This is a genomic window from Budvicia diplopodorum, from assembly GCF_009800925.1.
Classification (GTDB): domain Bacteria; phylum Pseudomonadota; class Gammaproteobacteria; order Enterobacterales; family Enterobacteriaceae; genus Budvicia; species Budvicia diplopodorum.
The window spans coordinates 82,889-94,568 of the sequence record NZ_WOYF01000014.1; the positions used below are offsets into that span (position 1 = coordinate 82,889).

Below are 11,680 nucleotides of genomic sequence, written 5' to 3' on the forward strand. Positions count from 1 at the left end.
TCGGTTGAAAACGTTGGCAGGGTTGTTTAATTTAATTCCAGAGTAAAAGAAAAACGGAATATTATCCTTTTATCACGGATGAAGAACGAGGTTAGCCATCAATGTAAACCGCCCGGATTAACGAGCGGTTTTGTTCTATCTAAGCCAAATCTTTATGCAAAAGAACGTTATTTCTGGCCAAGTAACTGCTTAACTACTTTGCCAAATTCTTGTACGAATTCAGTAACGTTGCTCGCTTCCAGACCATCATTCTTAACCATGTACTTACCGTTAACCAGAACCGCAGGAACGCTGCTCAATTCAACTTCAGCGGCCAGTTTGCGCTGTTGAGCCGCCAGAGCTTTCACCATAAAGCTATTCCATGCGCCGTCAAACTCTTCCGGCGTTACGCCAGCCGAGATAAACACATTGCGGATGTCATTCAGATTATGGATGGTACGCGTTTTTTGAATACCTTCAAAAATCAGCGGAGCAACTTTGTCCTGTACGCCTAACGTAATTGCGACAGCCCAAGCCTGTGTTAGTTGAGGACCTAGCTCACCGCCTAAGAAATCAACGTGATATTTCACTAGCTTAGCGCCCTCGGGTAGCTGCTTTTTAAACTCATCGCTCATGTGGTAAACGTTTTCGAAATCATAGCAATGCGGGCAGAAAAAAGAGAAAAACTCCAGAACCTGAGGTTCTTCAGTTGCCGCGCGGTTCAGCGTGATGAATTGTTTACCATTAGTATAAACAGGCGAGTTCCCGCCCGTAACGGTGTTAGTGCTAGCTTCAGCCTTCGCCGGGACAGCAGAGTTACCTGACCAGAAATAATAGCCACCAGCGGCAATAACAACACAAATAATCACAAGCAATACTTTCTTCATTTAATAAACACTCCATAAAAATAATCAGTACATTGGCATAAGCTGTAATGGCGGTGCTTGCAGCAGCTTAGCCTGTTCGGTAAATATTGATGGCTGTCTCTGCCAAAAATCTAAATCAACAATCCATGGAAAACTTTTTGGGAATGCCGGATCGTCCCAGCGACGCACGACCCACGCAAGGTAGTAAACCATCCGCATACAGCGTAACGGCTCGATCAGTAAAAGTTCTTCCCGATCAAAATCAGCAAACTCGCCGTAGGCTTCAAGCAGAATATCTAACTGCATCAGTTGGTCTTGTCGGCTGCCGTGTAACAGCATCCACAAATCCTGAATCACCGGCCCGGTACGGGAATCATCTAAGTCTACAAAAATTGGACCATCACGCCACAAAATATTCCCCGGATGACAGTCGCCGTGCAGGCAAGACGGTACCCAATCAGTATGCCAGTAATGCTCTACCGCTTGAATTAATACGTCCAGCGATGAAAGCAAAGCGGCTTTGATTTTAGGCGGTACCAACGCACTTGCAGCCAGCACTTCCCGCGGCTGATATAGGTACTCATCCAGACCAATCGTCGGCCTGACTAAGAAACTACGTTCTCTTCCTACCTGATGGATTCGCCCCAGAAAACGCCCCACCCATTCTAGCTGGTCGAGGCTATCAATTTCATACTGACGACCGCCTACGCTGGGAAAAACGGCAAACAGGAACCCCTGATACTCATGTAGCGTTCGCTGGTTAATTTTCAGCGGCGCTACGGCAGGAATCTCTGCATCAGACAACGCCCATGAGAAATCGTGCTCTTCGAGTATCTGTTCGCAGCTCCAGCGCTCAGGACGATAAAACTTGGCAATGTAGCGTTTGCGATCTTCATCCATAAACTGATAAACACGATTCTCATAGCTATTCAGCGCGGTTAGCCCGGAATCGACGCGCAGCCCTACGCTTTCTAGCGCATCTAAAATCAGATCGGGAACAAGTGAATGGAAAACAAACGCTGATGTACTACTCATAAGAGATTCATATCTTCATTTAGCGGAAAAACACCGTAGCTAACGCTCAGCATTATCAATCTTTTAAAATGCCGCGAGCACGTAGCAGAGCGGTTTTAAAATCTTCTTCGTAATCTTTCTTCAGGCCGGGAATAACGTCGGCACTACCGGATTCACGCATCTTAAGATGGTAAATCAAAACGTCGTCGGTCAGTTCAGAAAGCGGGCCGGAAAATCCCGCTTCGGTTGCCAGCTTTTGCAGAAACTGAACCAAATTAAGATCGGGATCTTTCTGCCAGGCCGGATGAATAAGTTCAATGAGTTCATTGACGCGATGACATTTCATAACGTCTATTCCTTCAGTTTTAATTAAAGACGTAAAGAGAATCACAAGGTAGCAGGCTTGATAAGATTTTAATAGTCCGTTTATTTCATCATACGGGCCATATTAATGGCTTCTATAAGCTTAACCCGATTAACTTTTGGGTTGTTGCTGTCCAACAGACTTTGCCAAATATCGATAGCCTGCTGGTATTGCGCATTTAAAAAGTGGTCAGATGCCAGTAACATCAATGCCGTTACGTGGTTAGGATCTAACCTTAATGCATCGTTAAGCCATGTCTTAGCCTGAGGAGTCATACGCTGCCCGGCCTGATAATAAAGAGTGGCGGCTTTTGCAGTCAATAATTCGGCGTCTTGCCCTCGGATTTTTTCAGTACGATCAAACGCAATCAGGGCATTGTCGAACTCATTACCGTTGAGGTAACGCTGCCCCAGCATAAACCACGCATCGCTGTCGTTGGGAGCCTGTCGAATGCGTTTCTGAAGCTCAGTCATCACACGATCTTGTATTTGCTCTACGTTCATGCCGGCAAACGGATCTGTGTGCTCCTGCTGGCTGTATTCAGCCGATTGCTGATACTGACCGTAAAGACCGTAGCCCAAGGACGGTATCAACAGAACCAAAGCCGTCATTATTAGCGGAATGATGAATAGCCTACTTGATGAGCTATTGAGGGGTAGCTGAGGGGCAGAGCTATCGATATTTTGCAGCAGGCTAATCGATATTTCCTGCTTGAGCTCATCAAGCAAAAATTTCTCTTTTTCGCTATTACCAAACTGCTTATCGGCTAGTGCCATCTGACGGTGATAAAGTGCAATATTGGTATTTTTACGGATATCACTATTTGGGATTTTACCGGTACGCACCGCAGGCAGCCAGACAATCAGCAAAATAATGCATGCCATTAACGCGGTGCCACACCAGAAAACAATCACGGTCTTCTCTCCAGTATTTCTGCTAACTGGTTTTTCTGCTCATCACTCAGCGGCGCTATCGGCGAACGCGCTTTGCGCAAATAGCGCCAGATAACTAGAAAAGCGCCCAATAGTAAAATAAAAGGGCTAAACCATAGAAGTGCAGTTTGGAGGTTTAACCGGGGCTTATATAAAACAAAATCACCGAAACGGCTGGTCATAAAACTGATGATATCCTCATCTGATTTACCTTCATCGACCATCCGATAAACTTCAATGCGTAAATCTCGGGCAATCGGCGACGTTGATTCCACCAGATTTTGATTTTGGCACTGTGGGCAACGCAATTGTTTAGCTAAATTAACCGCCCGAACCTGATTTTCTGCATTCCTGAACTGCCAGGTATCAACAATCTCCGCCCTTAAAGGCAGCGCAATCAGCAGCAGTAGAAGAAAGTAGCAAAGCCGGGCGATCATTTCCCCACCTCTTGCATCAGTGCCAAAATCTTTGGCTGAAACTCTTTCTGCCAGACATCCTGATTTAGCTCACCGGAATAGCGATAGCGAATAACGCCCTGAGCGTCGATAAGATAAGTTTCTGGCGTGCCGTAAACGCCCAAATCCAGAGCCAGCTTACCTTCAGGATCATAAACGGAGCGAACATAGGGGTTACCCATTTCGTTCAACACGCTCAAGGCCGCATTGCGGCTATCGCGATAGTTGAGGCCATAAACCTGAAAATCAGGCTGCCCGCGGAGGCTGAATAAAAAAGGAAATTCAGACTTACACGATGGGCACCAGCTCGCCCAAACGTTAAGCACCGTAATTTGGCCTTTAAAATCTTGTGGCGTAAGGGTTTTGTTTTGCTGAAGTAAATCACCGGCAACAAATGCCGGTAGCGGTTTATCTAACAAAGAAAGGCCGAGCTTATGCGGATCTTGCTTTAACCCCAAATATAGGGCGATACCGAGCAATATAACCAGAAACAAAGGTAAAAATAGCTTTAATCTGTTCATATTACCGCTTCCTCCCCACTGCGAGTACAACGGCCACGGCGCTTAATCCACAGTGCACACGAGCCGCCCAGCATCATCAATAATCCGCCGCCCCATACCCAACGAACAAAGGGTTTATAGTGAAAACGCAAAGCGTAATAGTCACCTTCGACTTTTTCGCCCATGACAGCGTACAGATCGCTAAATAGCCCCCAGGAAATACCCGGCTCACTCATCATCATGGTGCGAACGGTATAATGACGGCGCTCAGGGGCTAGTTGAGTGATTATTTCGCCCCGCTGATAAACGTTAATCACGGCCTGTTCTGCGGTGTAATTAGGGCCAACCAAAAGGCGGGTTTCATTATAGTGGAAGGTATATTTACCTAAGCTAATTTCACTTCCGGGCCCCATTTTCACGCTAGCTTCAGTGGAATAATAGCTGGACAGCGTAATACCAATCACCGTAATGGCAACGCCACTATGGGCAAGTAAAACCCCAAAGCGCTTTAAAGTCACCGGTTGAATAAACATCAGGTTACCCAAAATAACCCACAGTGCCAGCGTTAATGCCAGCATCACAACCGGGTAAAACGGCTCGAACATCAGGCTGAAAGAAACGCCCCCTGAAATAGCCAACCCGACCGGCAAAATGACTTTCTTCAGGTGGGAGGAGGAAATACTTTTCCAACGGCTAAGGGTAGAAAACCCCATAACGAAGAGTATCAATAACGCCGGAGGTACAAATGTACTGTTGAAATACGGAGCCCCAACCGAGATAGCCCCCAGGCCAAAGGCAGTAAACAGCATCGGATAGAACGTTCCGATAAGCACAATCAGGGTTACGATACTGAGTAACACGTTGGCCAGCAGTAGCAGAACTTCTCGTGAGAATGGGCTGAACCGAATAGCTGCAGATTGGGTATTAACTTTCAACGCAAACAGAACCAAAGCGCCAACTACCGAGACGCCTAGCAGCATCAACAGCATGATCCCACGATCGGGATCGACGGCAAAAGCATGAACCGATGTTAATACGCCTGAGCGGACAATAAAAGTACCCAGCAGGCTAAGCGCAAAGGTAAAAATCGACAGCAGCAGGCTCCAGTAGCTAAATGCTCCCCGCTGTTCGGTCACCGCCAGAGCATGAAGTAATGCGGTTCCCAGTAGCCACGGCATAAGCGACGCATTCTCTACCGGATCCCAAAACCACCATCCGCCCCAGCCTAGTTCATAATAAGCCCACCATGAACCTAAAATAATGCCGCCGGTTAAGCAGACCCAAGCGGCCAGCGCCCACGGCCGGCTCCAGTGAGCAACGGCGGCGTCCATTTTTCCACTGAGTAATGCCGCAACGGCAAAGGCAAAATTGACAGCAAATCCGACATAACCGAGATACAGCAGCGGCGGGTGGAAGATCAGCCCGATATCCTGCAGCATCGGGTTAAGATCTCTGCCTTCCAGCGGAGCAGGAAAAATTCGTTCAAACGGATTAGAGAACTGCAGAATAAACAGGCAAAAGCCGACCATGACGATACCAAGGACCGCAAGAACCCGAACGTTAATCAATACATCAATCCTTCGGCCCATCGCGGCGACTAGTGCCGTCCAGACCGACAGGGCAAACAGCCAAAACAGCATCGACCCTTCGTGCCCGCCCCATACTGCAGCCAGCTTAAAGAAAAGTGGAAGCTGCGAATTGGAATGCTGGGCAACGTACATTAATGAAAAATCATCAATGCCAAAGCTATAGCCGAGTAATACGATAGATAGGGTAACGAACAGACAAACGCCATAGCTCAACGGATTGGCGTAACGAATGAGTAATGCCCGCTGGCGGTGAATACCAACCAGCGGAACAACGCTCAACAATGCTGAAAGTGCCAGAGCACACAGCAGAGATAGCAGACCCAGATCGGGGATCATGCTATTTTCTTAACGTTTAACATTCACTAGGCTACCGTCATTTGACCGGCATACAGTATGAAGAACCGTAACAGCAATACGCCAGCTAAACCCATACAAGATACCGCTATTATATAGCCTTTACTGTGCTGAATACGCTTACCGCACGCAATACCTAAGATCAGCGGCAGTAAAATACCCAATCCAATTACGCCAAACCAGAAGATATTAGCCCAGAACCCACCGCCAATGGCGACAACAGCGGCAACTTCTTTTTGCCCACCACCGAAGTACAGGCCAACAAACAGAGCGAGTAATAGGAACAGTTCAAACAGTACTACCGGCTTTTCGATTTGGTGAACAAAATGAACAGAGGGGCTATCCACCGGTTGTTTAAAGCTGACAATACCGAAGAGAACTGCCGCTGCCGCACCCGATGATATTCCTGAGAATAAAAACAGCACAGGAAGCACCGGATTATTCAGCATCGGATAGGTTTTCAGCGCTGATAGCAGAAAGCCCGTATAAGCGCCTAAAGCAACCGCTAAGCAAACCATCACCGGTTCAAGCAGCTTCTCAAAGCGAACGAGCTTCGCGATGATGCCGTTTACCCATCCTAATGCCTTAACTCGTTTCTCAATAAATACTGCGATTTCGCTGCGAAATAGCACAGCCAGCCAGACAAGAAGCACTACCATATAGACTTGAAATAGCATTACCCCCATCGACATAACCGAGGTAGGACTATAAAAAACCATCAGGTACCAGAAGGTCCAAGGACGCGTCAGGTGGAAAATCAGAATGGTTAAACCAAGGATAATGGACAGCGGTGCGATAATCGCAATAGCTTTAATCACCCCATCTTTGCTCGCTTCATTACCTAAAACCCGACGTTTAAGAAAAATGGCAATCGTCGCCATTCCTGCTGAAACACCGATTAAAAATAGGTAAATGGCAATTGGCCAGTCCCAAACTAGAGATTCAAAATGAAAAGCGCTGCTCATCCTTTAATCTCCCCATTTTTGCTTGGAATACGATACATCTTAGGCTCGGTGCCTAAATGTACTTTTGAACGATAGGTGGTTTTATCAGCTATCAGTTTCACAATTTCGCTGTTCGGGTCGTTCAAATTACCAAAGGTTAATGCCTTGGTCGGACAGGACTCTACGCAGGCTGGTAATTTCCCTTTAGCTAAATTAGTGTCGCGACAGAAGTTACATTTGTCTGCCGTTTTTCCGATCGGGTGAATAAAACGCACGCGATAAGGGCAGGCAGCGATACAGTACTGGCAGCCAACGCATCGGTCTGGATTAACGTCAACGATACCCGTTGCAGCATCTTTGTATGACGCACCGGTCGGGCATACATGCACGCACGGAGGATTATCACAATGCTGACAAGAGTGACGATCGAACTGGTATTTTGCCTCTGGAAACTCACCTATCGGGCCTGTACGGATAATATTCAGCCGTGACACGCCTTCAGGAACTTTATTTACCTCCCGGCAAGCATCCATACACGCAGTACAGCCAATACAACGGGTTTCGTCATATACCATGCCATAACGAATTCCGTTAATAGTCATGGTTTGTGCCAGCGTGCCGCTAACCGGGCCGGTCATAAAGATCGCTGCTCCCATACCGGCAATAAAATGACGGCGTGAGCAACTCATGGGGTTCCCTTCTCTTTTTGCTGTTTACTATGACAATCTACGCACAGTTTGATTTGGCCTTTATTATCTAGCCCCTGTACCGGATCGGCCGCCGGATGCAACTGGTGGCAGCTAGCACATGAGGTTTTGAGAATATGAACGTCGTGAGCCCACAGTGCAGTGCGCAGTTTTGCCGGCTGATGGCAGGTCATACAAACCTGATTCTGTTTATCTACAGGGAAGGTGTCTTTATTGAAGCGCATAACGTCAGAAACGCCGTTACGATGCTCTGGAGACACTTTTCCGTGGCAGTTAGTACAGGTTACCGGCAATAAGTTATTCGGGTTAATTGCCTTGCCGTGCGTGCCATGCATTTGGTCTTTAGAATCTTTATGACATTGAGTACAGGCATAATCACGATTACGCTGTAATTCCACTTTGTACTCAGACGATGTTTCTGTTTTCTGCTCCGGAGCCTGCGCTGCCGATGACGGCATAGCCGTTAGCGCAAACGCCGATACCAGCATTAACAGTCCGCCATTAAGTAATGAACGTAAACTGCCCATGATAATTCCACCTTAATAGGGCCCCGGTATTCCGGAGCCGGTAACTTTATTTGCTTAACAAGCGCCCTTCATCCTTGGCATTCTTATCCCATTCAACCACTCTGGTTTTCAGGAACTCTTGTTTTTCGCTCTCAAGTTTTGGCATATCCATGCCTAATGCCTTTTGTGCATTAGCTTTAGTGGAAAGATCCGGTAACGCAATTTCGTTGGTGATACCCTTAGTGGCTAACAGACGAGCCAGCTTGGTACGGGCATCGGCCGCTTTGTCTAATGCCGTACCCAGCGTTTTCAGCGCAACTTCAGGTGCATGCATATGAATGCCGTGCGAAGCAATGGAGTAATCCCAGCGCCATTGAGCATGACGAATATCGGTCAGGATTGGCTTCATCTCTTCTTCCGTGGCTCCGGCATCCCATGCGGCTTTAGCTTCAAAATGAGCATGAACTAATTGACTCTCAGTTTTCTTCTTAAGCTCTCTGATGGCTTCTTTTCTACCGGCAACAACAGCCTGTAGCTCTTGCTTGCTTTGGGTATGGCAGCTAGCGCAGGTTTCATCAAAGCGATCAAAAGGATTACCGATTTTATGGTCTGTATAGACTTTACCGTCTGCGTTTTGCACTTTTGGCATATGGCAGTCAATACAGGTCACATTGTTCTTACCGTGAATACCCTGACTCCAGGTTTCGTATTCAGGGTGCTGAGCTTTCAGCATCGGGGTTTTAGAAAGTTGATGCTTCCAGTCAGAGAATGCTATGTTGTCATAGTATTCTTCCATTTTTTCAACGGTCATGCCCTTTTCCCAAGGGAACTTAACGGCCTTATTTTTACCATCGAAGTAATATTCAACGTGGCAATTACCGCAAACCATAGACTGTTGATCTAAGCGACTGGCTTTATCGAATGGCTTACCAATAGCGTCCATGGCCCGTTGAGTATAAGGGCGAGACATATAAAGGGCAGGTTTACCTTCAGCAAACGCTTTCGACGCGGTGTCATGGCAATCAGCACATCCGATTGGATTAACTACCTGTGCGCCGCCTTTCGACCACATACCTTCAAAGTAGGCATCTTCACCACCTTCATCGATCAAACGAGCAACGTCAGGGCTTTTACAACTCCAGCAGGCCATCGGTAATGGGCCATCGGTATCTTTTACCGGAGCACCGGTACGAAGAGAGGCACGAATATCAGTAATTGCGTAAAAATGACCGCGCGCTTTTTTATAATCTTTAGCAAACGGATAGCCAGCCCACAGAATAACCATGTCCGGATATTCATCAAGCCCGCCGCCTAACTTGTCTAATTCACTGGTTGCTTTCCATGACTCATATTGATTTGCATGATCCTTTGCAAACACTTCGTTACGAGCCTCTCTATCTGATTTAGCTATCGCCGTATTGCTTGCCATAAACGATGCAAACAATATCAGTAAGGTAGCTGATAATATTGCCTTAATCTTGCCCACGATAAGTACTCCCAATTTATTATAATTTCGGCGTTCATTGAGCCGATTAGTAAGATATAAATATCTTTATGTGCTTATTCCTGTGCACTTAAAAATTACTACTTCAGGTAGTATTTTATTAACCACACTAAATATAACGAATTAGAAAACAAATAAATATTTGTCTAAAAGTTGATTGTTTTAGATCAATGAATAGGAGGTATAAGTTTTCATTATTTGATAGGGCTCAAATATTACTCTTGGAATTGAAATATTTAATAACCATAAATAGTTACACCAATTAAATACCTACTTATAGTTATATTCATATAGTTAAGCAACGCTTAACTATATGGAGTTATATAATAAATAAACTCATTTAATCTGATATACAAGGTAAAAAATAATTTATTCTTACCATTCTGGAAATATAAATAATAATGATTATCAATTTCATTATAATTAATAGACACGTAATAGAATATAACGCGATTCTTAACTCGGAGAATAAATAAGGCTATCAAACAACAATCGCGTTAGAATAACCCCAGTAACTGAGCCACAGAGGGACAGATATGCCAATACCTCCACTCACCGGAGCCATCCTTTCAGGCGGGAAAGCAACCCGTATGGGAGGTTCAGATAAAGGGCTAGTCAAGGTCAATGGTATTCCGCTATATCAGCATGTACTAACACGGTTGAAACCTCAGGTTGAGCACATTGTTATTAGTGCAAATCGCAATATTGAAGAATACAAAAAAAGCGGTTATCCGGTTTTCTCTGATTCAATCAGCGGGTTTAATGGCCCTTTGGCCGGTATATTAACCATTCTGGAAAACAGCCCTACTGATTGGGTCCTTTTTTCACCTTGTGATACCCCGCTAATTCCACATAATTTAGCCGAAAAGTTATGGAATAATAGAAATCACCAACCCGCAGCTTATGCTGATGACGGTCAAAGAGCCCATCCGACGCTCGCACTATTGCATACCAGCTTAATTACGCCATTACGCGATTATTTGTTGGGTGGCGATCGTAAATTAATGATTTTTTTATCCCAACAGCACGCAACGGCCGTAGACTTTAAAGATTCACCGAAAGCGTTTAAAAATATAAATACGTTGGATGATTGTGATAATTGGAATAGGCCAAATTAGAGGACATATGATCAATTATAAAATACCTTTATTGGGCATAACAGCATATAGCGGAACAGGAAAAACCACGCTGCTCAAACGGTTGATACCTGAGTTATTAACAATGGATATACGATGCGGACTGATCAAACATTCCCACCATAATATGGATATCGATAAGCCCGGAAAAGATAGCTACGAACTCCGCAAAGCCGGAGCAGCACAAACCATTGTAGCCTGCGACCAACGCTGGGCGCTTATGACAGAAACACCTAGCCAAGCAGTAAACTTAAGCGAGCTGGCCGCTCAGTTTAACGCTGAACTCATTGATCTGGTTCTGGTTGAAGGCTTTAAGCATGAACCCATCGATAAGATTGCCCTGTTTCGCTCCAGCGTAGGCAAACCTTTTGAAGGACTGATTGATTCAGATGTTATAGCAGTAGCAACAGATGACAATTTAGCGCTCAATATCCCAAAGCTCGATATTAACGATCCGTCAACAATCGCAGAATTTATTAAACGCTGGCTAAAAGATAGAAACTAGGAATATTTATTTAATTTATAAATGAATATCAAATGAACCGAAAGCCCCCGAGCAATAACGAAGACGAAGCTTTCATTCGCTGCAATATCGCACTATCAGCCAGTATCAGATATTTCCCATAGAAAAAGCCCTCTGCTTTCGCAGAGGGCTTATCCGTTTAATTAAAGCCTGGCAGTTCCCTACTCTCGCATGGGGAGGCCCCACACTACCATCGGCGCTACGGCGTTTCACTTCTGAGTTCGGCATGGGGTCAGGTGGGACCACCGCGCTATTGCCGCCAGGCATATTCCGTTTCATCAACCGTTATACCTGCGTATAACCATCA

At 45.7% G+C, this 11,680-nt stretch carries 13 protein-coding genes and 1 rRNA gene; 2 read left to right on the plus strand and 12 right to left on the minus strand.

Annotated elements, in window-relative coordinates:
• Positions 1-167: 167 nt before the first annotated feature.
• The 11 genes from dsbA to nrfA all read right to left on the minus strand — a co-directional run bounded on the left by dsbA (position 168) and on the right by nrfA (position 9,699).
• The gene (gene dsbA, locus GVI43_RS12635; protein WP_159567221.1) at positions 168-866 is read right to left on the minus strand and encodes a thiol:disulfide interchange protein DsbA; all 699 of its coding nucleotides are present in this window, start codon (positions 864-866) and stop codon (positions 168-170) included.
• Positions 867-890: 24 nt separating this feature from the next.
• Positions 891-1,880: a serine/threonine protein kinase gene (locus GVI43_RS12640; protein ID WP_159567222.1), complete on the minus strand. Its 990-nt coding sequence runs from the start codon at positions 1,878-1,880 to the stop codon at positions 891-893.
• Positions 1,881-1,935: 55 nt separating this feature from the next.
• A complete protein-coding gene (locus tag GVI43_RS12645) occupies positions 1,936-2,205 on the minus strand; it encodes a YihD family protein (protein WP_159567223.1) in 270 nt (89 codons plus the stop codon).
• 80 nt (positions 2,206-2,285) lie between these two features.
• Complete coding sequence (gene ccmI, locus GVI43_RS12650) at positions 2,286-3,137, minus strand: c-type cytochrome biogenesis protein CcmI (RefSeq protein ID WP_159567224.1); 852 nt, start codon at positions 3,135-3,137, stop codon at positions 2,286-2,288.
• Positions 3,134-3,592: a heme lyase NrfEFG subunit NrfF gene (gene nrfF / locus GVI43_RS12655; protein ID WP_159567225.1), complete on the minus strand. Its 459-nt coding sequence runs from the start codon at positions 3,590-3,592 to the stop codon at positions 3,134-3,136. Before nrfF ends, ccmI begins: the two co-directional genes overlap by 4 nt.
• Positions 3,589-4,131 carry a DsbE family thiol:disulfide interchange protein gene (locus tag GVI43_RS12660; protein WP_159567226.1) on the minus strand — a complete coding sequence of 181 codons (543 nt, stop codon included), beginning with the start codon at positions 4,129-4,131 and terminating at the stop codon, positions 3,589-3,591. Before GVI43_RS12660 ends, nrfF begins: the two co-directional genes overlap by 4 nt.
• Positions 4,128-6,035 carry a heme lyase CcmF/NrfE family subunit gene (locus tag GVI43_RS12665; RefSeq protein ID WP_159567227.1) on the minus strand — a complete coding sequence of 636 codons (1,908 nt, stop codon included), beginning with the start codon at positions 6,033-6,035 and terminating at the stop codon, positions 4,128-4,130. The genes GVI43_RS12660 and GVI43_RS12665 overlap by 4 nt, the downstream gene beginning before the upstream one ends.
• Before the next feature lie 26 nt (positions 6,036-6,061).
• On the minus strand, positions 6,062-7,018 hold the full coding sequence (gene nrfD / locus GVI43_RS12670; protein ID WP_159567228.1) for a cytochrome c nitrite reductase subunit NrfD: 957 nt from the start codon (positions 7,016-7,018) through the stop codon (positions 6,062-6,064).
• On the minus strand, positions 7,015-7,686 hold the full coding sequence (gene nrfC / locus GVI43_RS12675; RefSeq protein WP_159567229.1) for a cytochrome c nitrite reductase Fe-S protein: 672 nt from the start codon (positions 7,684-7,686) through the stop codon (positions 7,015-7,017). Before nrfC ends, nrfD begins: the two co-directional genes overlap by 4 nt.
• Positions 7,683-8,231, minus strand: coding sequence for a cytochrome c nitrite reductase pentaheme subunit (gene nrfB / locus GVI43_RS12680; RefSeq protein WP_159567230.1), 549 nt, complete (start codon positions 8,229-8,231; stop codon positions 7,683-7,685). The genes nrfC and nrfB overlap by 4 nt, the downstream gene beginning before the upstream one ends.
• A gap of 46 nt (positions 8,232-8,277) precedes the next feature.
• On the minus strand, positions 8,278-9,699 hold the full coding sequence (gene nrfA, locus GVI43_RS12685) for an ammonia-forming nitrite reductase cytochrome c552 subunit (RefSeq protein ID WP_425482150.1): 1,422 nt from the start codon (positions 9,697-9,699) through the stop codon (positions 8,278-8,280).
• A gap of 551 nt (positions 9,700-10,250) precedes the next feature.
• Here nrfA and mobA point away from each other — a divergent pair.
• Positions 10,251-10,832 carry a molybdenum cofactor guanylyltransferase MobA gene (gene mobA / locus GVI43_RS12690; protein ID WP_159567231.1) on the plus strand — a complete coding sequence of 194 codons (582 nt, stop codon included), beginning with the start codon at positions 10,251-10,253 and terminating at the stop codon, positions 10,830-10,832.
• A 7-nt stretch (positions 10,833-10,839) separates the two neighbouring features.
• A complete protein-coding gene (gene mobB / locus GVI43_RS12695; protein ID WP_159567232.1) occupies positions 10,840-11,355 on the plus strand; it encodes a molybdopterin-guanine dinucleotide biosynthesis protein MobB in 516 nt (171 codons plus the stop codon).
• A 166-nt stretch (positions 11,356-11,521) separates the two neighbouring features.
• Here the strand turns inward: mobB and rrf are convergent.
• A 5S ribosomal RNA gene (rrf, locus tag GVI43_RS12700) occupies positions 11,522-11,637 on the minus strand.
• Between the last annotated feature and the right edge of the window lie 43 nt (positions 11,638-11,680).